The sequence below is a fragment of the Niallia taxi genome (genome assembly GCF_004005475.1).
In the GTDB taxonomy this organism is placed as follows: domain Bacteria; phylum Bacillota; class Bacilli; order Bacillales; family Cytobacillaceae; genus Niallia; species Niallia taxi.
In genome coordinates this window covers 276,159-298,253 of record NZ_RZTZ01000001.1, presented here as the reverse complement: position 1 = coordinate 298,253, position 22,095 = coordinate 276,159, and the positions used below count along the sequence as shown (strand labels likewise).

Genomic DNA, 22,095 nt, shown 5'->3' with positions numbered 1-22,095 from the left:
AATGTTGAAAAAGCAGCAGAATATTAACCTTGGAGCAGCCATCTTGTTTTTATTTTTCTGTCTGCTCTTTTTTATTTTGTTCGTTCGGTTTGCTGTCATCCAATCAACAGGAAAAGTGTCTGGTGAGGTGTTGGCAAAGGAAGCAGAAAAGAAATACAGCTCCTCCATGGTACTAGAAGCATCAAGAGGAACGATTTATGACAGAAATAAAGACGTGATTGCAGAGGATGCTTCATCTTATAAGCTTGTAGCAGTAACAGACAGCTCATTGAGCAAAAATGATCCTGAACATCCATTGCATGTGGTAAATGCAGAGAAAACAGCAAATGAGCTTGCTAAATATATTGATTTGGAAGAATCAGATATTTATAGAATCTTAACAAAGGAAGGGGCAAAGCAGGTTGAATTTGGAAATGCCGGCAAAAACCTTTCTTATGAAACAAAGAAAAAGATTGAAAATTTAAAGCTTCCTGGAGTGTTGATTGTAGAAGGGAAAAAACGCTTCTACCCGAACGGGACATTCGCTTCACATGTTATCGGCTATGTGGAGGAAAAGGAAGATGAAGCAACAGGAAAATACACGGCTACAGGAAAACTCGGAATCGAGGAAACCTTAAATAATCTTCTTACAGGAACAGATGGAACACTTAATTATAAACGAGATATTTGGGGCTACATCCTCCCTGATTCAGAGGAAGATATAACACCTGCACAAAATGGTGATGATGTTTATTTAACATTAGATAAGAAAATCCAATCCTTTTTAGAGGATACGATGTCAAAGGTGCAGGATAAATATAATCCGAAAAAAATGATTGCCATTGTTGCAAACCCAAAAACAGGCGAGATTTTAGCAATGAGCCAACGTCCAAGCTTTGATCCGGAAACATTGGAGGGAATTAATTCAACATGGCATAATGAGGCGATTGAAACCTCCTATGAGCCAGGCTCCACGATGAAAATATTCACATTGGCAGCTGCGATAGAAGAAGGGGAATTCAATGCTAATGCCAAGTATGATTCAGGCTCCTATAAGGTAACAAAAAATTCGCAAACAATTCACGACCATAATGGGGTTGGGTGGGGATCCATCACCTATTTAGAAGGTGTTCAGCGCTCATCTAATGTCGCTTTTGCGAAAATAGCAAAGGAACAGCTTGGGTTTGAGAAGCTAAGGGAATACATTACGAAATTTGGTCTTGACCAAAAGACAGGCATTGATTTGCCACATGAAGCAAACAGCTCGATTGCCTTCACATGGCCTGTCGAAAAAATCACGACAGCTTATGGTCAAGGAACGGCACTTACGCCTATACAGCAAATACAAGCGGTAACGGCAATTGCTAATGATGGCAAAATGGTCAAGCCGCATGTGATTGACAAGATTGTTGACCCAAATACAAACAAAGTGATTAAACAAGTGAAAACAGAAGTTGTCGGCACACCGATATCAGCCGATACGGCTAAGGAAGTTCGTGACATATTGGGAACCGTTATAACAAGTCCGAATGGAACTGGCTATAAAAAATACGGTATTGATGGGTACAGTGTTGCTGGGAAAACAGGCACAGCCTCCATTCCAAAAAGCGGCGGCGGTTATTTGACTGGCAGCAGCAACTACGTATTCTCCTTTATGGGAATGGCGCCAAAGGATGACCCAGAGCTTGTGATGTATGTTGCCGTACAGCAGCCGGAGTTAAAGGAAACACAAACAGGCTCTGATCCTGTTGCAGAAATCTTCACTTCTGTTATGAAAAGCAGTCTTCAGTACATGGAGGTCCAGCCAACTGCTGACAGCTCTCTTAAAACAGTGGAAGTTCCTAATTTAACTGGTTTAAGCACATCTGAGGCGAAATCGGAGCTCAAGAAGTCTGGGCTGGATTTGGTTGTCACAGGAGATGGCAGTACAATTATAGATCAACTCCCTGCCAAAGGCGAAAGCTATTTGGAAGGTGAAAAAATCGTCGTTAAGACAGATGGCAAAGGGACAGTGCCAGATATGAAGGGCTGGTCCATGCGTGATATTTTGAAAGTGACAGATCTCCAGTCGTTGAAGCTGAAAACGAATGGCAACGGTTATGTTACACAACAAAGCATAAAAGCGGGTAAAACGGTTAAAGAAAATGATACTTTAACCATTACATTGAAAAAACCAGAATAACAGCAAGCAGGCCCGTTTAAAATGGGCCTGTTTTTTTATGTAAATGTACGGTAAATGATACGCACCTTCAATAGATTTGATTCTAAATGGGTGTGTACAAGCATATATTGGAACGAGCCATAGAAAAAGGAGGTTCCAAATTCATGCGTGTTTCAAACGTGACCGTTCGTAAGCGGTTGACGATTGCTTTAATAGCGGGTATTGCTATTTTTCTGATTATTGACTTGAGGCTAGGTTATGTACAGTTCTTTCTTGGAGATGAATTGACGAGTAAAGCGAAAAGCCTGTGGAGCAGACAAATTTCCTTCGAGCCGGAGAGAGGCGAAATTGTCGACAGGAACGGTGTAGCGTTAGCAACGAATATTAGTGCTCCAACAGTATACGTTGTACCACGGCAAATTAAGGACCCGGCAACAGCTGCAGAGCAGCTTGCAGCAGTGTTAGAAGCGGACAAGCAGACAATATATAAGGAATTGATTCAAAAGGAAATGAGCGTTAGATTACCTGAAGGCAGGAAAATTTCTCATGAAAAGGCGAAAAAGGTAAGAGCACTTGATATTGACGGCGTATATATTGGCGAGGACTCGAAAAGATCGTATCCGTATGGAAACTATCTGTCACATGTATTAGGATTTGCTGGGATTGATAACCAAGGCTTAATTGGCTTGGAACTAGAATATGATGATGAACTGAAGGGATCAAAAGGATCTGTACAATATTATTCTGACGCTAAAGGACAAAGAATGAATGATATGGCAGACGATTATGAAGCGCCTGTAAATGGTAATGATTTGAAGCTGACCATTGACACGAAAGTGCAGACTATTATTGAGCGGGAGCTTGATATTGCCGAACAGACATATGATCCAGACAGTATTATCGCCATCGCCATGAATCCAAAAACAGGCGAGATACTAGGAATGTCAAGCAGGCCTGGCTTTGACCCGGCAGATTTTCAAAATGTTTCATCAGAGGTTTATAACAGGAACCTGCCAATATGGAGCGCATATGAGCCAGGTTCAACGTTTAAGATTATCACATTAGCAGCTGCGCTGGAGGAAGGGAAGGTAGATTTGCAAAAGGACACATTCCATGATCCAGGCTATGCAGATGTAGATGGAACAAAGCTGAAATGCTGGAAACGGGGCGGCCATGGGGCACAGACATTTTTGGAAGTCGTCCAAAACTCCTGTAACCCAGGATTTGTATCATTGGGAGAAAAGCTTGGCAAAGACACATTGTTCAAATATATAAAGAACTTTGGTTTTGGAGAGAAAACAGGCATTGATCTTCAAGGAGAGTCAAAAGGAATACTCTTTAACCTAAATAGGGTCGGACCTGTCGAGCTTGCGACAACAGCATTTGGACAGGGGGTTGCTGTAACGCCTATTCAGCAGGTGGCGGCATTATCAGCAGCCATTAATGGCGGAACCTTATACACCCCATATGTGGCAAGCGAGCTGATTGATCCAAGCACAGGTGAGGTCATCATGAAGAAAGAGCCTGTGGCAAAAAGGAAGGTAATCTCTGAAGCTACCTCCAAAAAAATCAGAGAAGCTTTAGAAAGTGTTGTTGCACAAGGGTCAGGAGGCAAAGCCTTTGTTGAAGGATACCGTGTCGGCGGTAAGACAGGGACAGCTCAAAAAGCCTCTGGCGGTAGATATTTAGAAAATAATTTCATTGTTTCGTTCATAGGTTTCGCACCTGCCGACGATCCGGAGCTAGTCGTCTATGTGGCTGTCGATAATCCAAAGGGTACAGTGCAATTTGGTGGAGTTGTTGCAGCTCCAATTGTCGGCAGCATAATGGGGGACAGTCTTCGTGCGTTAGGAGTGAAGGAGCGAAAGGGACAGCTGGAAAAAGAGTATAAATACCCAGAAAATCCGCTCATCGAAGTTCCTGACTTAGTCGGGCTTACGAAAAAAGAGATTAGTGAAGTTTTCCTTAATCTGAAAATTGAGCCGAGCGGCAGTGGTGATACTGTTATCAAGCAGTCTCCAGAACCAGGAACAAAAGTAAAGGACGGCTCTACTATCCGTTTGTACTATAATAATTGACCAAACCTTTTCCAATAAAGGCGGCACTTTCGCCGCCTTTATTTTTCGTTATATAGCAGAAAAATAGGAACACCATGGCGCAATTCCTTTTTATCATGTAAAATATAAACGCTAAGAAAAAATGCAATTCAAAAGATGGTTATGCATTTGATATAATATTAGTATTTATGAATAAAATGAATACATATGGATTTACAGAAAAGAGGATTTAAAACCATGCAGTTAAAAAAACTATTAAAAAGCTTAGGGCCATATGCTTTATATAATGGAAAAGATGCAGAAATCACTTCTATCGAAAATGATAACAGAAAAGTGGTTCAGGGAAGCCTGTTTATCTGCATTAAAGGCTTCACAGTAGATGGTCATGATTTTGCGCAAAAGGCATTTGAAGCAGGTGCTGCAGCAATCCTTGCAGAAAGAGAATTAGCAGCAGAGCTGCCTATACCTGTTATTATCGTGAAGGATACTAAAAAGGCGAGCAGCATCCTTGCTGACGCATTCTATGATCATCCTACACAAAAGTTTAATTTAATTGGTATAACAGGTACAAATGGCAAAACGACTACAAGTCATTTGATTGAAACAATCCTGCAAAAGGCTAACAAGAAAACAGGCATCATTGGGACGATGTATACCAAAATTGACAATGAGATTCAAGAAACGAAAAATACGACACCAGAAGCAGTCACATTACAAAAGATTTTTCACCAAATGGCAGAAAAAAAGGTTGAAACTGCTGTTATGGAAGTTTCTTCGCATGCATTATCCGAGGGAAGAGTGTTTGGCTGTGACTATGATATTGCTGTGTTTACTAATCTAACACAGGATCATCTTGACTTCCACGGAACGATGGATGAGTATAGACGAGCAAAAGGATTGCTGTTTACAAGACTAGGAAATGTATATTCACAAGAAGCTCCAAAATTTGCTGTCTTGAACAAAGATGATGCTGCAAGTGAGGAATATGAAAAACTGACAGCTGCGATTGTCGTCACATATGGGATTGATAAAGAAGCAGACATAATGGCGAAGGATATACATATCACCTCAGCCGGGACAGAGTTTCAATTAATAACACCTGCTGGAAGATTTCCTGTTGCATTGAAAATGGTCGGTAAGTTCAGTGTGTATAATGCATTGGCGAGCATTGCTGCAGCATTTGTGAGCGGGATACCAATGGAAACAGCAATTACAGCACTTGAATCTGTTAAAGGAGTATCTGGAAGATTTGAGACAGTAGATGCTGGCCAGGATTTTTCAGTTATCGTTGACTATTCTCATACACCTGACAGTCTTGAAAATGCGCTTGTCACGATTAAGGAGTTCGCAGAAGGCGATATTCATGTGATTGTCGGCTGCGGCGGGGACAGGGATAAAACGAAACGTCCATTAATGGCTGATATTGCGTGTAAGTATGCAAAACATGCGATATTTACGAGTGACAATCCTAGAAGTGAGGATCCACTGCAAATATTGAAGGATATGGAAGCAGGCGTTGTCGGCAAGGAATATAAGGTGATTGCCGACAGGAAAGAAGCGATTGAATATGCGGTTAAAAACGCAAATGCTAATGATGTCATCTTAATCGCTGGAAAAGGACATGAAACATATCAACAAGTAGGAGCACAAACTTTTGACTTTGATGACCGCCTTGTTGCAAGAGAGGCTATATTAGGAGTGAAAAAATGACGCTGTCCTATAAAACCATTTTGCAGGTAATTCCTGAAGCAAAAGGATATGCAAATGAAGAAATCAGCTTTTTGACCGTCTCATTTTTCAGTGATGAAAAGCAGGCGAAAGGACTATTTGCACCTGTGTATGGCAAAGATTCCGGTGATTTGTTAACAGCTATCGCCAATGGTGCAATAGGGGCAATTTGGGACAAAAATGAAGAGATACCATCCTATACACCAAACCATTTTCCAATATTCTATACAAATGATATAAAGAAGGGCTTATATAAAATGATTGAACTATATGAACAAAACTTAAATGGACAACAGCAAGCTAAATTTATTTATGCAAAAGATTCAAGTGAAACGGCTTTAGAAACATATGATGGAGCTGTAATTAAAACCTTGTTAGCAAATAATGAGATGGGAGGGGAACGAGCATGATGGAGAAAGTAATATTCTTTACGATTATATTAGGCTTTTTAATTACGGTTCTTCTATCTCCCGTCTTTATTCCCTTCTTGAGAAGGCTGAAATTCGGACAAAGCATTAGGGAGGAAGGCCCGAAATCTCATCAGAAAAAATCAGGTACTCCTACAATGGGAGGCTTGATGATTTTATTATCTGTTGTTGTTACAACATTGGTAATGACTTATAAATTCACAGAGCCGACAATGAAGACATATATGCTGCTCTTTGTAATGTTAGGCTTCGGATTATTAGGCTTCTTGGATGACTTTATTAAAGTCGTTATGAAAAGGAACCTAGGTTTGACGTCAAGACAAAAGCTTTTAGGCCAAATTGTCATTTCTGTCATCTTTTATTTCGTGTTAATGCAAAATGATTTTTCAACAAGCATTACTATTCCGCTGATTGATAAATCTTTTGATCTTGGGTGGTTTTATGTTGTATTTATCGTGTTCTGGCTTGTAGGCTTCTCAAATGCGATCAACCTGACAGATGGTTTGGACGGATTAGTATCCGGAACTTCTGCAATAAGCTTCGGCGCATTTGCTGTTCTTGCATGGAGTCAGTCACAGTTTGAAATCAGTATTTTCTCTGTGGCAATTGTCGGTGCAGTCCTTGGCTTCCTAGTATTTAACGCCCATCCTGCGAAGGTATTTATGGGTGATACAGGCTCGCTGGCGCTTGGAGGAGCAATAGCCGCTATTGCGATATTGACTAAAATGGAAATATTACTGATTCTTATCGGTGGAGTTTTCGTCATTGAAACATTATCTGTAATTCTTCAAGTTATCTCCTTTAAATCAACAGGAAGAAGAATATTTAGAATGAGCCCGCTGCACCATCATTATGAGCTTGTAGGCTGGTCTGAATGGCGAGTCGTGGTAACATTTTGGAGCGTAGGTTTACTATTTGCAGCACTAGGAATTTATATTGAGGTGTGGTTATAAACAATGAAACATATCACAGAATATCATCATAAAAAAATACTTGTTTTAGGTCTTGCGAAAAGTGGCGTCAGCGCCGCTTCTCTTTTGCACAAATTAGGAGCATTTGTAACAGTGAATGACAGCAAGCCACTTGACGAAAACCCAGAGGCACAAGGCTTGCTAGAACAAGGAATTACTGTTATTTGCGGCAGTCATCCTGTTGAGCTTTTGGATGAAGGCTTTCAATTAATCGTAAAAAACCCGGGAATCCCATATTATAACCCAATGATAGAAAGAGCTGTCGAGAAGGGAATCCCGATTATTACAGAGGTAGAGCTTGCATATAAGGTTTCCGAGGCTCCTTTTTTGGCTATTACCGGTTCAAATGGTAAAACAACAACAACTACCCTTTTGTTTGACATGCTAGAGCAAGCAAGCAAAAAGCCTTTGATTGCTGGAAACATCGGCACAGTAGCTTCTGATGTTGCACAAACAGCTGAAAAGGACAATCAAATTGTTATTGAGCTTTCTTCCTTCCAACTTATGGGTATTGATCAATTCAAACCAAAAGTGGCAATCATTACAAATATTTATGATGCCCATCTTGATTACCATGGCACAAGGGAAGAATACGCACACGCCAAAGGGAATATCACAAGAAATCAGGATGCAACTGATTATTTAATCGTGAATGTAGAGCAGGAAGTGGTTATGAATATTGCGCGCAGAAGCAAGGCGAATATCATCCCGTTCTCAACAGTCAAGCAGCTGGAATTTGGTGCATTTGTAAAAGAAGGTGCAATATATTTCCATGATGAAAAGGTAATGGATGTGAAGGATATCGTTCTGCCAGGGGCGCATAATCTAGAAAACATTCTATCAGCAGTTGCTGCTGCAAAGCTGACAGGTGTTGACAATGAGAGCATTCATCGTGTTTTAAGTACATTTAAAGGTGTGAAGCACAGACTGCAATTCATTGATGAAATTAAAGGCAGACGTTTTTATAATGATTCCAAAGCAACGAATATTCTTGCTACCGAAAATGCTCTTGCAGCGTTCGATATGCCGACAATTCTTCTTGCTGGAGGCTTAGACAGAGGAAATGAATTTGATGAACTGATTCCTTCCTTAAAAAATGTTAAAGCAATGATTATATTTGGCCAAACAGCAGATAAGCTTGAAAGAATCGGAATCGAAGCAGGAATAAAAACTATCCAACGTGTCGATAATGTGGACAAAGCTGTACCGGCTGCTTTCCAGCTTTCAGAGGAGGGCGATGTTATCCTTCTGTCACCAGCATGTGCAAGCTGGGATCAATACAAAACTTTTGAAGTCAGAGGAGACATTTTTATAGAAGCGGTGCATAAGCTTAAATAAGGGCTTGTTTACATCCATCGTTTCAATCGGAAAATGATGATTCACAAGGGGATTTATAATCTCCTTGTGGGGATAAATCTGTCAACCGTTATTCTCGGTTAGAAGCAAGCCCAAATACTTGCAACTCGAGGTGTGGTAAAGGTGCCGACAAAAAAAACAACTCCCGATATATTCCTAATCATCATCACGTTTACACTACTAGCGATAGGACTTATCATGGTTTACAGTGCAAGTGCTGTATGGGCGGATTACAAATTTGATGATTCCTTCTTTTTTGCGAAAAGACAGATGCTTTTTGCTGGAGTCGGGATTATCGCCATGTTTTTTATCATGAATATTGATTATTGGACTTGGAGAACATGGGCTAAGCTTATCGTTATTGTGTGTTTTGTCTTGTTGGTTTTCGTCTTGATTCCGGGAATCGGAAATGTCCGCAATGGATCGCGAAGCTGGATCGGGGTTGGTGCGTTTTCCATTCAGCCCTCAGAATTCATGAAGATGGCGATGATTGCCTTCTTGGCAAAATTTCTTTCAGAGAACCAGAAAAAAATCACTTCCTTTAAAAAGGGATTACTGCCTGCTTTAGGTATCGTATTTTTGGCATTTGGTATGATCATGCTTCAGCCAGATTTAGGAACTGGCACGGTTATGGTTGGGACAAGTGTTGTGATGATCTTTATCGCAGGGGCAAGAATTCGCCATTTCGTTTTTCTTGGCCTGATTGGTCTGGCAGGCTTTGTAGGCCTTGTTGCTTCGGCGCCTTACAGGATAAAACGGATCACTTCATTTCTTGATCCGTGGTCAGATCCTCTTGGCAGCGGATTTCAAATCATTCAGTCGTTATATGCAATTGGTCCAGGAGGATTATTTGGATTAGGATTGGGGGAGAGCAGGCAAAAGTTCTTTTACTTGCCTGAACCACAAACGGATTTCATTTTTGCGATTCTTTCCGAGGAGCTTGGATTTATCGGAGGTTCCCTTATTCTCTTGCTGTTTTCCTTACTGCTTTGGAGAGGCATCAGGATTGCCCTTGGAGCACAAGATTTATTTGGGAGTTTGCTTGCTGTAGGAATTATTGCCATGGTAGCCATTCAGGTTATGATTAATATCGGAGTTGTGACAGGCTTAATGCCAGTTACCGGGATTACATTGCCGTTTTTAAGCTATGGTGGATCTTCCTTAACATTGATGCTTGTAGCAATCGGGGTACTATTGAATGTGAGCCGCTATTCAAGATATTAAAAAAAGAGAAAAAGCAACACGTAGGAGAGGATGGCTTAAAGCCCTCCTTTTTTTATTTTTATAGGGAGAAAATCAATTTAAAATCTTCATACAATTCATTATTATAATCATTCGATAACAATTATTTCAGTAAGACTTTAGAAGAGGGGAGGGGAGGGAGAAGACAAATGCATCTCCAAATGCTTGATAAGTAAGAACATTTACGGAAAAATATTCGAAAAAGAGTCAGGCAGTATCCTGCAAAAATGTATTACAGTTTGTTTTCAATTTTATGTAATTGTACGAACAGGTTTAAAATATAGTACAATAGGGAACATCTAGTTTGGGCTTTAAGTAAAATCCTCCGAAATTTTAAAAGAAGATAGTTTCTGTTTTTCATAAATAAAGCTATAATAAAGTAGATTTGAAATCGTATGAAGCGCTTTTCAACAAGAACAAGTACGCGTTATGAGGTGGGAAAATGAAAATAGTGGTTAGCGGTGGTGGTACAGGAGGACATATCTATCCAGCACTTGCCTTAATCCGTGAGATACAAAAGGAAGTCAAGGATGTTGAATTCTTGTACATAGGAACTGAAGCAGGCTTAGAAAGTAAATTGGTGCGTCGTGAAGATATCCCATTTAAAGCGATACATATTACTGGATTTAAACGAAAGCTCTCGCCTGAAAACCTGAAAACGGTTTGGAGATTCATTTCTGGTGTGAATAAATGTAAAAAAATCCTGAAGGAATTTAAAGCAGATGTTGTAATCGGCACTGGCGGTTATGTTTGTGGACCTGTTGTGTATGCTGCAGCAAAAATGGGCATAGCAACAATCATCCATGAACAAAACAGTGTACCTGGTTTAACTAATAAATTTTTAAGCAAATATGTGGATAAAGTAGCAACATGCTTTGCCGAGGCAGAGCAGTTTTTCCCGAAGGAGAAAGTAGTCCTAACAGGGAATCCGCGTGCGTCTGAAGTACTAAATCAGGATGCGATTAAAGGCAAACTGTCTGCAGGGCTAAAGCTAAAAGATCCGGCAGTATTGATCTTTGGAGGCAGCAGGGGAGCTAGACCTATTAATGATGCAGTTATTTCTGCACTCCCTGAATTCGGAAAGAAATCATATCAGGTTCTTTACGTCACTGGTGAGGTGCATTATGAAGCAGTGAAAAAGGAAGTGGAGAAGGTTGGAAATCCTGAAAATGTTATCATAAAGCCATTTGTTCACAATATGCCTGAAGTTCTTGCAGGAATAGATTTAACTGTAGCAAGAGCAGGAGCAACAACTTTGGCTGAGCTAACATCTCTGGGAATTCCAAGTATCTTGATTCCGAGTCCTTATGTGACCAATAATCATCAGGAGAAAAACGCCCATTCACTTACCAACAATGGTGCAGCAAAACTGCTGTTAGAACGTGAATTAAATGGCGAAAATCTTGTGTCAGAGATAGACGAAATAATGCTGAAGCCAGAAAAACTGCAAAGCATGAAAAACGCCTCTCTTGAGCTTGGTATTCCAGATGCAGCCATGAGACTGTTTAAAGTGATGCAGGATGTAGTGAAAAAATAAAGCTGGGCGGGAGTGTTTTTTCTCCCCAGTTTTTCTTCAACAAATTTTTAGCGGATGCTATAATCAAAACGAGCTATCAGGTTTATTTAGCCAGAAAAGCATGACTTTATGTATTATTTAATAAAGTGATCAAAACTTACTATTTTTTCTTGAAAAAAAACTGGTTAAAACCGATATATAATAAGTAATTATGAGATGGTAGCAAGATTTGTGCGTACTTTCTCAAATTAGAGGTGGTTACTTGGAAAAAGGGAAGATTGTTTCCATTGAAGATAGAATTCCTAAATTAAAACAGCAGCGAAGGAAGAAAGCAAACAAACGCCTCATATTTCTGCTCATGCTCTTTTTCCTCCTCATTGGATGCATTATTTACTTTCAGTCACCATTAAGCAATGTGAAACAAACGGTCGTGACAGGAAACATATTGTATACGGAAGATGAAATAGAGAAAATCAGCGGTATAAATTCTTCAACAAACATTTGGACAATAAAAAAGGACAAGATTGAAAAGAAGCTAAATGCCTTGCCTGAAATTAAAACGTCCTCTGTTTCGATAAAACTTCCCAACATCGTCCATATTAAAGTGGAAGAGTACAAACGGATCGCTTACATGGTAAGCGGCAGTAAATACATTCCAATCATTGAAAGCGGAGCAAAGCTAGAGGAAAGAAGCTCAGAATCAACACCATATGATGCACCGCTCATTATGGATTTTGACAATGATAAAGCATTGGAGAAAACGGTCAAGGAACTGAAAAAACTTCCGACTGGTGTGTATAATGCCATCTCTGAGATTCATTATACTCCGAAAAAAACGGATTCTTACCACATTAATATCTTCATGAATGATGGGTTTGAGGTTGCAGCCTCCTTAAGTACGTTTGCAGAAAAAATGGAGCATTACCCGTCGATAGTCAGTCAATTAGATCCTAAGAAAAGAGGGATTATCGATTTGGAGGTAGGTTCCTATTTCAAGGAATACGGATCAGAAGGGGAAGAACAAAGTGAAGAATAAACGAAAGGGAAGTCATGTAATCTTTTCGTTTGTTTTTCTTGTACTAGGGTTTATTGTCGCCTTTGCCTTTCAGGTGGCACAAGCAGACAAGGACAAAAATAAGTTGAGTGACAGCCAGTTCGACCGAGATCTCTCATTGCGAAACGAGCTAATTGATCAGGAAGAAAAAAATAATCAGCTTTTTATAGATTTAGAGCAAGCGCAAAAAGAACTATCGGACTATGAGAAAGAACTATCCACTAAGGCTGATTCTTATTACAACTTGGCAGAAGATGCAAACAATTACCGCATGTACTTAGGGAAGATGCCGGTTCAAGGAAAAGGCGTTCAAGTGACGTTGGAGGACGGAAACTATAATCCAAATGATGACAATGTGAACAATTATCTGGTCCATGAGCACCACATCTTTCAGGTGGTGAATGAACTATATGTTTCAGGTGCTACAGCCATCAGCATAAATGGCCAGCGACTGTCTCATGATTCTTATATTCTTTGCAATGGTCCTGTCATTGAGATCGATGGAAATCAATATCCTGCTCCGTTTGTTGTAACAGCAATTGGCGACAGCGAGGTAATGGATGGAGCATTGAATATTAAAGGTGGCGTGAAGGATACACTTGTAAATGAAAACATCAAGTTTACACTTGAAAAAAAGGATACTATTAAAATGGATGCGCTCAGAACAAATTAAGTGAAAAGTAAGGTTTAAATGCCGATTATTTTGTATGGAAGTATGGTGAAGGCGTGAATAAAAAACTTTTCACTATGACAATAATTACACTAGTTATTGGTTTTATGCTTGCCGTTCAATTTCAGACAGTTAAGAAGCCGAAGGTTCGGGACACAAGGGATACGTGGGAACTGAAACAAGCGCTTCTTAAAGAAAAGGAAACGGAGCTTAAGCTGTTGAGTGAAATCCGTACAGCAAACCAAAAGGTGGACGAGTATAAAAACGACAGCTCACAGACTAAAGAAGAGCTTCTACAAGAAACAATCGACGAGCTTAAGGACGAAATAGGCTTGACAGAAAAAAACGGGTACGGAATTATCATAAATGTTCAGTCCGTCAGCCCGGATTTGCTCATGGGAGAAGAGCAGGGCTCCATTTCGGCAGATTTGCTTAAAAGGCTGATTAACGAGCTAAACCAATATGGGGCAAAGGAAATTTCCATTGCCGAGCATCGGTATATAAATACATCTGTCATCAGGGACATCAATGGGGAGATTAAGATGGATGGCTATCCAGTTGACGGCCTGCCATTGACAATCAAAGTGATAGCAGCAGACAAAAACAGTGCCGAGCAGCTTTATAATCGCATGAAGGTATCTAGGTCTGCAGACGATTTCTTCATTGAAGACTTATTGCTTGATGTAAAAAAACCACAGCAAAAAATATCGATTCCTGCATATGAGAACAATTTAAGGATTCGGTATATAAAGCCTGCTGGAAATGAAGAAGGAGGCGGTTCTTGATGTGGCTGCCTATATTTGGGCTTATTGTCGGCATTTCACTTGGCCTGCTGACAGATATAACGGTACCTGATGAATATGCCAATTATTTATCAATAGCTGTGCTTGCAGCACTTGATACCTTGTTTGGTGGCATCAGGGCCCACCTGCAAAATATATACGATGAAAAGGTATTCGTATCAGGTTTTTTCTTTAATATTCTCCTTGCAGCAAGTTTAGCTTTTCTCGGTGTTCATCTTGGTGTAGACTTATATTTAGCTGCCATATTTGCCTTCGGTGTAAGGCTGTTTCAAAATATCGCAGTCATTAGGAGAATCATCTTGACAAAGTGGGAAAATAAAAGAGAAAAAACTGAAAAAAATCATTCATAAAAAAGGGAATATATTAGTTTTGGCGAATTATTTAATAATAATATATTAATAGGGATATTTTATTCATTAAAGCTTAACATTCGCTTAAAAGAGAATAGCTGTTGTTCACTTATTTTTAAAAAGCAAAAGGAGGTGCCCGAGAATGAACAGCAATGAATTTTATGTAAGTCTAGACATCGGTACATCCAGCGTGAAAGTAATCATTGGCGAAATGATTAATGAGTCCTTAAACATTATTGGAGTAGGCATCGTACCTTCTGAAGGGTTGAGGAAGGGTTCTATTGTTGATATAGATGAAACCGTTCATTCCATACGAAGAGCTATTGAACAAGCGGAAAGAATGATTGGTGTAGAAATTAAACAAGTGATTGTTGGCGTTTCGGGAAATCATGTAAGCTTGCAGCCTTCACATGGAGTAGTGGCAGTTTCAAGTGAAAATCGTGAAATCACAATAGAAGATGTATTGAGAGTAAAGGATGCAGCGCAAGTTGTTTCCATTCCGCCAGAGAAGGAAATAATCGACATTATTCCTAAGCAATTTATTGTGGATGGTCTAGATGAAATTACAGATCCTCGCGGGATGATAGGCGTTCGCCTAGAAATGGAAGGAATCATTATTACAGGCAGCAAGACGATACTACATAATACGCTTCGCTGTGTGGAAAAAGCAGGTTTGGAGATTGTTGATATTACATTACAGCCTCTTGCCGCTGGTTCCTTCGCGCTGTCTAAAGATGAAAAAAACCTCGGAGTGGCATTGCTTGATATTGGAGGCGGTTCTACGACGATTGCCGTTTTTGAAAATGGCTTCTTGAAAAAAACAAGCGTATTGCCAATTGGCGGAGATCATATTACAAAGGATCTTTCCATTGGTTTGCGCACAACAACCGAAGATGCAGAGAAAATAAAGGTTAAATACGGCTATGCTTATTACAACCATGCATCAGAGGAAGAGGTCTTCAGTGTCCCGATCATCGGGAGCGACCAGCACCAGCAGTTCAACCAATTGGAGCTTGCCGACATCATTGAAGCAAGATTGGAAGAAATGTTTGACCTAGTGATGGACGAGCTTGAAAGATTAGGAGTATATGATCTTCCGGGCGGTTTTGTTCTTTCCGGAGGTGTCGCTGGCACAAAAGGTATTTTAGAGCTTGCACAAGAGGTTTTCCAAAATCGGGTCCGTATTGCGATACCTGATTATATTGGTGTTAGGGAAGCTCAATACACAACTGCTGTTGGTTTAATTAAGTTCTCCTACAAGAACAATAAGCTGCAAGGTGGAAATATCCATCATGCAGAACCGGTTGCTGTTGGTGAACCAAAGGAAAAAAGAGCGCCAAAACAGGCTCCGCCAAAAGCATCATATGAAAAGCAGCCTGTCGAAAAAGGCCCATCAAAGCTTAAAAAATTTATGGGATACTTTTTCGATTAAGTTAAAAACATTATAACAATTAAAATGGTATGTTTACTCCATATCACCAAGATTGAGACGCGGACAGTTCGATACTGCTGAATATCGACGAATTAGGAGGATTTGTCATGTTAGAATTTGATACAAATATAGATTCATTAGCTGTAATAAAGGTAATTGGAGTCGGTGGCGGCGGAAACAACGCTGTCAATCGCATGATTGAGCATGGTGTTCAAGGAGTCGAGTTTATTGCGGTAAATACAGACGCTCAGGCACTTAACTTGTCAAAAGCAGAAATAAAAATGCAAATCGGCGGCAAATTAACTAGAGGTTTAGGTGCCGGTGCTAACCCAGATGTGGGTAAAAAAGCAGCAGAAGAAAGTAAGGAACAAATTGAAGAAGCTCTTAAAGGAGCTGATATGGTATTTGTTACTGCAGGCATGGGCGGTGGAACTGGAACTGGTGCAGCTCCTGTTATTGCGCAAATTGCAAAAGATATTGGCGCATTGACTGTTGGTGTTGTAACAAGACCGTTCACATTTGAAGGGCGCAAACGTTCTACACATGCAGCAAGTGGAATCTCTGCTCTTAAAGAAGCTGTAGACACATTAATCGTTATTCCAAATGACCGTCTGCTTGAGATTGTTGATAAGAGCACTCCGATGCTTGAAGCATTCAGAGAAGCAGATAACGTATTAAGACAAGGTGTCCAAGGTATTTCTGACCTTATCGCTACACCAGGATTAATCAACCTTGACTTTGCCGATGTGAAAACAATCATGGTTAACAAAGGTTCTGCATTGATGGGTATCGGCGTAGCATCAGGTGAAAACCGTGCTGCTGAAGCAGCGAAAAAGGCAATATCTTCTCCATTGCTTGAGACATCTATTGATGGAGCACAAGGTGTGCTGATGAACATTACTGGCGGATCTAACCTAAGTCTTTACGAGGTACAGGAAGCAGCAGATATTGTCGCTTCTGCATCTGACCAAGATGTTAACATGATCTTCGGTTCTGTAATTAACGAAAACTTAAAAGATGAAATTGTCGTTACAGTAATTGCGACAGGTTTCAATCAAGATACAATGCCAGTTTCTTCTGCAAGACCTTCTTTAAACAATATGAAGCCGTCAAGCAGCCCTGTAGGCTCACGTGAAGTGAAGCGTGAAGAGTCTCCTAACAATAATGTAAAAGAGCCTGTTCGCAATAATAATATTCAAACAGGTGAAGATACACTTGATATACCAACATTTTTGCGTAACCGAAATCGCAGAAGATAAAAATGAGCGGGAGTTATTTCCCGCTCATTTTTTTTGTATTTAATAGCCTGGGAAATAAAAAGACCTCTTAAACCTTTCTAATTCTCCCCCCCAAAAAACTGACAATTCATTGCTAGAACGACTCATCGCATAAGGCAAGAAATAGTGACAAAATCTGTTGATAATAGGGAAAATTTCTGTTTTTTTGATTACAGGAAGTGACACACTTTCCTTGTGTGGTAGGTTATACTTTTTCGTAACAGATTAATAGAGTTAGATGAGCAAGCTAAAATTTTGCCATAAAACTTTAGGAAGGAGGCTTACATGCTTGGCCATTTATTTAGATGTAATATGGCTGCTGAATTTCCTGTTTGACAGCTTGCTGCTCTATTTGACAGCCATCATCCTAAAGAGAAATATAAAGCTGTGGAGAGTGCTGTGCGGTGGTCTGATTGGATCAATTATCATCCTCTTGGCTGTCACTCCATATCATATCTATACAAGTCATCCAATCTCTAAGCTACTGTTCTCTTGCGTAATGGTTTTGACTGTTTTTGGTTATAAAAGACTCCGCTATTATCTCAGCGGATTAATGACATTTTATTTTGTGACATTTCTTATTGGCGGAGTTTTAATTGGCTCACATTATTTTATTCAATTTGATTTTCAATTATCTACTTCTGTTCTGCTTGCTAGTGTTAAAGGCTTTGGCGATCCTATCAGTTGGCTGTTTGTGTTGCTTGGTTTTCCTGCAGCCTGGCATTTTTCTAAAAAGAATGTGGAAAGCATGGAAATTACGAAAATTAAATATGACGAAATTGTTCAAGTGAAGTTTCAAATTGCCGGCATGGAGTTCTCATTGAAAGGGCTTGTTGACAGTGGTAACCAAGTATACGATCCGATTTCGCGTGTACCTGTCATGTTTGTCTCCATTAATGCGATGAAAGCAACAGATATCCCGAAAGAGCTTAATGAAATTGTTGATGATTCTGATTCCATTATTCATGGAAAGGTACAGCTTAATGATGATTGGCAATATAGAATGCGGATTATCCCATATAAAGTTATGGGGAAGGAGCACCAGCTCATGATTGCCATCAAACCTGAAGAGCTTATCATTGAAAATAAAGAAGGAAGCTTCATAGTGGAAAAAGGGCTGATTTCCTTTACGAGACAGCAGCTTTCATCTGATGACGCATTTTCATGCATTGTTCATCCGAAGATGCTGACAGGCAACAAAATCAATGAAGTCAAACGTGGAATGGTCAGTTAATATACTATACTCTATTGACACATCATTTAGAAGGAGGACAATTATGAAAAAATTAAAGCTTCGCTTAACCTACTACTGGTATAAGCTCTTAATGAAATTAGGTTTGAAAACAGATGAAGTTTTTTATATTGGCGGAAGCGAAGCATTGCCTCCCCCATTAAGCAAGGAAGAAGAGGAAGAATTGCTGCAAAAGCTGCCAGAAGGCGATCAGGCAGCAAGATCTATTTTAATTGAACGTAATTTGCGGCTAGTTGTTTATATTGCGAGAAAATTCGAGAACACAGGAATTAATATCGAGGACTTAATAAGCATTGGCACAATCGGATTAATTAAAGCTGTTAATACATTTAATCCTGAGAAGAAAATTAAGCTTGCTACATATGCATCAAGATGTATTGAAAATGAGATCTTGATGTATTTAAGAAGGAATAATAAGATACGATCAGAGGTATCCTTTGACGAACCGCTAAATATCGACTGGGACGGAAATGAGCTCCTTTTATCAGATGTGATGGGAACAGAGGAAGATATAATAACAAAGGATCTTGATGCGAGTGTTGATAAGAAGCTGCTTATTAGAGCATTGCATCAGCTATCTAAAAGAGAGAAACAAATCATGGAGCTTCGTTTTGGTCTTGGAACAGGTGAGGAAAAGACACAAAAGGATGTTGCTGATATGCTCGGCATATCTCAGTCTTACATCTCAAGACTTGAAAAAAGAATTATTAAGAGACTGCAGAAGGAATTTAATAAAATGGTTTAATGCCTTATTAGAAATATGTCAGCCGAATTTAAATTTTAACGGGAGAATTTATCTTCTTTTAAAATGAAATTAGCTGGCATATTTTTTTGCTTATACAACGCTGCACAAAAATATTTTTTAAAAATTATTATTGTAGAAAAGTATTGTTGTGATTGTTTTTTGGCGGTGTTTGCTTCCTGTAATTTGGTTTAGGATGGAAATAGCTTATGCATATTTTTCCTGCTCAAGGAGATACTGTTTTTTGTACAGCAGCTCCTGTGAGGAGGGAAATAGATTGACTCGAAATAAAGTAGAAATTTGCGGTGTGGATACATCTAAGCTTCCAGTATTAAAAAACGAAGAAATGAGAGAGCTCTTCAAGCAAATGCATAAGGGAGATATTTCCGCAAGAGAAAGTCTCGTAAATGGTAATCTTCGCCTCGTTTTGAGTGTCATCCAACGGTTTAATAACAGAGGTGAGTTTGTCGATGACTTATTTCAAGTTGGTTGTATCGGTCTAATGAAATCTATTGATAATTTTGATTTAAGTCAAAACGTAAAGTTTTCCACCTATGCTGTCCCGATGATTATTGGTGAAATTCGCCGATACTTGCGCGATAATAACCCGATAAGAGTTTCCAGGTCCTTAAGGGATATAGCTTATAAAGCATTGCAAGTCAGGGAGCGATTGATGAGTAAAACATCAAAAGAGCCAACAGCGGAGGAAATCGCAAAAGAGCTTGATATTCCACATGAGGATATTGTATTCGCATTGGATGCTATTCAAGATCCAGTTTCACTCTTTGAACCGATATATAATGATGGTGGAGATCCAATTTACGTCATGGACCAGTTAAGTGACGAAAAAAACAAGGATATCCAGTGGGTCGAGGAGCTCGCTCTCAAGGAAGGTATGCGAAGATTGAATGATCGAGAAAAACTTATATTGAGAAAGCGATTTTTTCAAGGGAAAACACAAATGGAAGTTGCTGATGAAATAGGTATCTCGCAAGCTCAAGTATCAAGATTAGAAAAAGCTGCTATTAAACAAATGAATAAAAACATTCAAAGCTAATATTACCAATAAGAAAACTGCCGAATTCTCGGCAGTTTTTCTTTTTTTATAGCGATTTTTCCATGCTAATTATCATCAGGACAACATATATTTTAGTAAGGCTTTCCTTGCATACCAGCGTAACGCTGTAAGGAAACAAAATCGTATAAAGTCATAGGAGTGAAACAATGCTGAAAATATCTGACTTTCAAGTGAAAGACGTCGTCAATGTAGCGGATGGAAAAAAGCTTGGTAACATAGGAGATATCGATATAAATTTACAGACAGGCAAGATTGATTCAATCATTATTGGCGGACCAGGAAAAGTATTAAGATTCTTTAACAGGGAGGCTGATATTGTTATTCCTTGGAGTAATATCTTAAAAATCGGTGAAGATGTCATATTAGTAAAATACACAAAATCATTAGAGCTAATTGATGTAGAAGAATAGGGATAATTTTATTGGTTTTTTTATGACCAATGCACAACTCTATGGTAAACTATAAAAAAAAGCTGAGGTTAGATAAAATGGAACCTTTTCTATTAAAAGACACTGAATATTTTACAATTCAATCATGGTGTAAAGACCACCCTCATTTAGCCGCAGGGTTCACAACAAAAAATGGCGGCACAAGCATAGGTCATCATAAAGGTTTAAATATGGCCTATCATGTTAATGATTCAAAGGAGAAGGTAACAGCAAACAGGCAAATTGTTGCAAATAAGCTTGATTTTCCTTTAACGAATTGGGTAGGATCTGAACAAACCCACAAAAACTCCATTTGGGAAGTATCGACAATTGATGCTGGCAAAGGAGCTTGCGACTATGAAAGTGCGTTGCCAGATACAGATGGCTTGTTTACACGGGATGAGGGCATTTTGCTTACGCTTTGCTATGCTGACTGTGTGCCACTATATTTCATTCATAGCAAAACAAAGGCAATTGGTATTGCCCACGCAGGTTGGCAAGGTACTGTACAAGGAATCTCGGTAGAAATGGTGAAGGTGTTTCAATCACATGGAATTGATCCAAGTGAAATGGAAGTTGCCATCGGTCCGTCCATTACAGATAAACAATACATAGTAGACAGCCGTGTTATTGATAAAGTTAACGAAGCTTTAGAGGAAAGTGATGATAAGCCATACAAGCTTGTTTCACCAAATCAATATTCATTGAGTCTGCAACAGCTCAATAAACAGCTGTTGATTAAGGCAGGCATTCAGGATAGTAAGATCCAGGTGACAAGTCTTTGCACGAGCGAAGAGGAGTCCTATTTCTTTTCCCATAGGCGAGATAAAGGGAAGACAGGAAGAATGATGAGTTTTATTGGCTGGAGAGAGGATGTTTAAAGAAAGATGCAAGTAAAGCATAATTTAGAGGAAATTAGGGAAAAGGTGAAATTGGCTTGTGAAAAAGCTGATCGATCCGTTGAAGATATCACCATAATCGCAGTGACAAAATATGTTACAATAGAAAGAGCAAAAGAAGCTTTGGAAGCAGGTGTTACCAATCTTGGGGAAAACCGGGAGGAAGGCCTGCTTGCAAAACGTGAGGTGCTGATGGACGAGCCAGTTTGGCACTTTATCGGTTCCTTGCAAACTCGCAAGGTAAAAAGCATTATAGATCATGTGGATTACATACATTCACTCGACCGTTTTTCTTTAGCAAAGGAAATAAACAAGCGAGCTGTAAAGAAAATCAAGTGTTTTGTTCAAGTTAATGTATCGCAAGAAGAATCAAAGCATGGCATAGCAGTTGAAGACACAATTGATTTTATTAAAAGCCTTGAAGTACTACCTAATATTGAAATAGTTGGCTTAATGACAATGGCGCCATTTACTGATGAGGAAGAATTACTGCGAAATTGCTTCCGAAACTTAAAAAAACTTCAGACAGAAGTGCAGAAGCTGGCATTAAGCAATGCACCTTGCCAGGAGCTTTCCATGGGAATGTCTAATGACTACTCGATTGCTATAGAAGAAGGTGCAACGATGATTCGTATCGGCACAGCGCTCGTTGGCAGTGAGAAATAGGAGGTT

At 39.5% G+C, this 22,095-nt stretch carries 20 protein-coding genes; all 20 read left to right on the top strand.

Annotation, left to right across the window (positions count from 1 at the left end; translation table 11 throughout):
• The first annotated feature begins 1 nt into the window (after nucleotide 1).
• The 20 genes from EM808_RS01565 (at nucleotide 2) to EM808_RS01470 (ending at nucleotide 22,089) form a co-directional block, all read left to right on the top strand.
• On the top strand, nucleotides 2-2,161 hold the full coding sequence (locus tag EM808_RS01565) for a penicillin-binding protein (protein WP_127734820.1): 2,160 nt from the start codon (nucleotides 2-4) through the stop codon (nucleotides 2,159-2,161).
• Between the two features lie 143 nt (nucleotides 2,162-2,304).
• Nucleotides 2,305-4,218 carry a stage V sporulation protein D gene (locus tag EM808_RS01560; protein ID WP_127734817.1) on the top strand — a complete coding sequence of 638 codons (1,914 nt, stop codon included), beginning with the start codon at nucleotides 2,305-2,307 and terminating at the stop codon, nucleotides 4,216-4,218.
• A 216-nt stretch (nucleotides 4,219-4,434) separates the two neighbouring features.
• Nucleotides 4,435-5,907: a UDP-N-acetylmuramoyl-L-alanyl-D-glutamate--2,6-diaminopimelate ligase gene (locus EM808_RS01555; protein ID WP_127734814.1), complete on the top strand. Its 1,473-nt coding sequence runs from the start codon at nucleotides 4,435-4,437 to the stop codon at nucleotides 5,905-5,907.
• A complete protein-coding gene (locus tag EM808_RS01550) occupies nucleotides 5,904-6,335 on the top strand; it encodes a hypothetical protein (RefSeq protein ID WP_127734811.1) in 432 nt (143 codons plus the stop codon). The genes EM808_RS01555 and EM808_RS01550 overlap by 4 nt, the downstream gene beginning before the upstream one ends.
• On the top strand, nucleotides 6,332-7,306 hold the full coding sequence (mraY, locus tag EM808_RS01545; RefSeq protein WP_127734808.1) for a phospho-N-acetylmuramoyl-pentapeptide-transferase: 975 nt from the start codon (nucleotides 6,332-6,334) through the stop codon (nucleotides 7,304-7,306). The genes EM808_RS01550 and mraY overlap by 4 nt, the downstream gene beginning before the upstream one ends.
• 3 nt (nucleotides 7,307-7,309) lie before the next feature.
• Nucleotides 7,310-8,662 carry a UDP-N-acetylmuramoyl-L-alanine--D-glutamate ligase gene (murD, locus tag EM808_RS01540; RefSeq protein ID WP_127734805.1) on the top strand — a complete coding sequence of 451 codons (1,353 nt, stop codon included), beginning with the start codon at nucleotides 7,310-7,312 and terminating at the stop codon, nucleotides 8,660-8,662.
• A 141-nt stretch (nucleotides 8,663-8,803) separates the two neighbouring features.
• On the top strand, nucleotides 8,804-9,904 hold the full coding sequence (gene spoVE / locus EM808_RS01535) for a stage V sporulation protein E (RefSeq protein ID WP_127734802.1): 1,101 nt from the start codon (nucleotides 8,804-8,806) through the stop codon (nucleotides 9,902-9,904).
• Between the two features lie 460 nt (nucleotides 9,905-10,364).
• Nucleotides 10,365-11,459 (top strand): undecaprenyldiphospho-muramoylpentapeptide beta-N-acetylglucosaminyltransferase, encoded by a 1,095-nt coding sequence (gene murG, locus EM808_RS01530; protein WP_127734800.1) that lies wholly within the window; start codon nucleotides 10,365-10,367, stop codon nucleotides 11,457-11,459.
• Between the two features lie 241 nt (nucleotides 11,460-11,700).
• A complete protein-coding gene (locus EM808_RS01525) occupies nucleotides 11,701-12,474 on the top strand; it encodes a cell division protein FtsQ/DivIB (protein WP_127734797.1) in 774 nt (257 codons plus the stop codon).
• Complete coding sequence (locus EM808_RS01520; RefSeq protein WP_127734793.1) at nucleotides 12,464-13,165, top strand: DUF881 domain-containing protein; 702 nt, start codon at nucleotides 12,464-12,466, stop codon at nucleotides 13,163-13,165. Before EM808_RS01525 ends, EM808_RS01520 begins: the two co-directional genes overlap by 11 nt.
• Before the next feature lie 53 nt (nucleotides 13,166-13,218).
• Nucleotides 13,219-13,947, top strand: a complete 729-nt coding sequence (locus EM808_RS01515; RefSeq protein ID WP_225314727.1) for a DUF881 domain-containing protein — start codon at nucleotides 13,219-13,221, stop codon at nucleotides 13,945-13,947.
• Nucleotides 13,947-14,315: a small basic family protein gene (locus EM808_RS01510; protein WP_127736638.1), complete on the top strand. Its 369-nt coding sequence runs from the start codon at nucleotides 13,947-13,949 to the stop codon at nucleotides 14,313-14,315. The genes EM808_RS01515 and EM808_RS01510 overlap by 1 nt, the downstream gene beginning before the upstream one ends.
• Before the next feature lie 142 nt (nucleotides 14,316-14,457).
• Nucleotides 14,458-15,747, top strand: a complete 1,290-nt coding sequence (gene ftsA / locus EM808_RS01505) for a cell division protein FtsA (RefSeq protein WP_127734790.1) — start codon at nucleotides 14,458-14,460, stop codon at nucleotides 15,745-15,747.
• A 107-nt stretch (nucleotides 15,748-15,854) separates the two neighbouring features.
• Nucleotides 15,855-17,006 (top strand): cell division protein FtsZ, encoded by a 1,152-nt coding sequence (gene ftsZ, locus EM808_RS01500; RefSeq protein ID WP_127734786.1) that lies wholly within the window; start codon nucleotides 15,855-15,857, stop codon nucleotides 17,004-17,006.
• A gap of 307 nt (nucleotides 17,007-17,313) precedes the next feature.
• A complete protein-coding gene (spoIIGA, locus tag EM808_RS01495) occupies nucleotides 17,314-18,258 on the top strand; it encodes a sigma-E processing peptidase SpoIIGA (RefSeq protein WP_127734783.1) in 945 nt (314 codons plus the stop codon).
• Between the two features lie 43 nt (nucleotides 18,259-18,301).
• The gene (sigE, locus tag EM808_RS01490; RefSeq protein ID WP_127734780.1) at nucleotides 18,302-19,021 is read left to right on the top strand and encodes an RNA polymerase sporulation sigma factor SigE; all 720 of its coding nucleotides are present in this window, start codon (nucleotides 18,302-18,304) and stop codon (nucleotides 19,019-19,021) included.
• A 274-nt stretch (nucleotides 19,022-19,295) separates the two neighbouring features.
• Nucleotides 19,296-20,075: an RNA polymerase sporulation sigma factor SigG gene (gene sigG / locus EM808_RS01485; protein ID WP_127734777.1), complete on the top strand. Its 780-nt coding sequence runs from the start codon at nucleotides 19,296-19,298 to the stop codon at nucleotides 20,073-20,075.
• Nucleotides 20,076-20,242: 167 nt separating this feature from the next.
• Nucleotides 20,243-20,506, top strand: a complete 264-nt coding sequence (locus EM808_RS01480) for a YlmC/YmxH family sporulation protein (RefSeq protein WP_127734774.1) — start codon at nucleotides 20,243-20,245, stop codon at nucleotides 20,504-20,506.
• Nucleotides 20,507-20,583: 77 nt separating this feature from the next.
• Nucleotides 20,584-21,405, top strand: a complete 822-nt coding sequence (gene pgeF, locus EM808_RS01475) for a peptidoglycan editing factor PgeF (protein WP_127734771.1) — start codon at nucleotides 20,584-20,586, stop codon at nucleotides 21,403-21,405.
• 6 nt (nucleotides 21,406-21,411) lie between these two features.
• Complete coding sequence (locus EM808_RS01470) at nucleotides 21,412-22,089, top strand: YggS family pyridoxal phosphate-dependent enzyme (protein WP_127734768.1); 678 nt, start codon at nucleotides 21,412-21,414, stop codon at nucleotides 22,087-22,089.
• Nucleotides 22,090-22,095: the final 6 nt, after the last annotated feature.

Coding starts and splice junctions, on each gene's coding strand:
- EM808_RS01470 (WP_127734768.1), top strand. CDS start 21,412: ATGCAAGTAAAGCATAATTTAGAGGAAATTAGGGAAAAGGTGAAATTG.
- EM808_RS01555 (WP_127734814.1), top strand. CDS start 4,435: ATGCAGTTAAAAAAACTATTAAAAAGCTTAGGGCCATATGCTTTATAT.
- EM808_RS01565 (WP_127734820.1), top strand. CDS start 2: ATGTTGAAAAAGCAGCAGAATATTAACCTTGGAGCAGCCATCTTGTTT.
- mraY (WP_127734808.1), top strand. CDS start 6,332: ATGATGGAGAAAGTAATATTCTTTACGATTATATTAGGCTTTTTAATT.
- EM808_RS01560 (WP_127734817.1), top strand. CDS start 2,305: ATGCGTGTTTCAAACGTGACCGTTCGTAAGCGGTTGACGATTGCTTTA.
- ftsZ (WP_127734786.1), top strand. CDS start 15,855: ATGTTAGAATTTGATACAAATATAGATTCATTAGCTGTAATAAAGGTA.
- sigE (WP_127734780.1), top strand. CDS start 18,302: ATGAAAAAATTAAAGCTTCGCTTAACCTACTACTGGTATAAGCTCTTA.
- EM808_RS01480 (WP_127734774.1), top strand. CDS start 20,243: ATGCTGAAAATATCTGACTTTCAAGTGAAAGACGTCGTCAATGTAGCG.
- pgeF (WP_127734771.1), top strand. CDS start 20,584: ATGGAACCTTTTCTATTAAAAGACACTGAATATTTTACAATTCAATCA.
- murD (WP_127734805.1), top strand. CDS start 7,310: ATGAAACATATCACAGAATATCATCATAAAAAAATACTTGTTTTAGGT.
- EM808_RS01510 (WP_127736638.1), top strand. CDS start 13,947: ATGTGGCTGCCTATATTTGGGCTTATTGTCGGCATTTCACTTGGCCTG.
- ftsA (WP_127734790.1), top strand. CDS start 14,458: ATGAACAGCAATGAATTTTATGTAAGTCTAGACATCGGTACATCCAGC.
- EM808_RS01550 (WP_127734811.1), top strand. CDS start 5,904: ATGACGCTGTCCTATAAAACCATTTTGCAGGTAATTCCTGAAGCAAAA.
- murG (WP_127734800.1), top strand. CDS start 10,365: ATGAAAATAGTGGTTAGCGGTGGTGGTACAGGAGGACATATCTATCCA.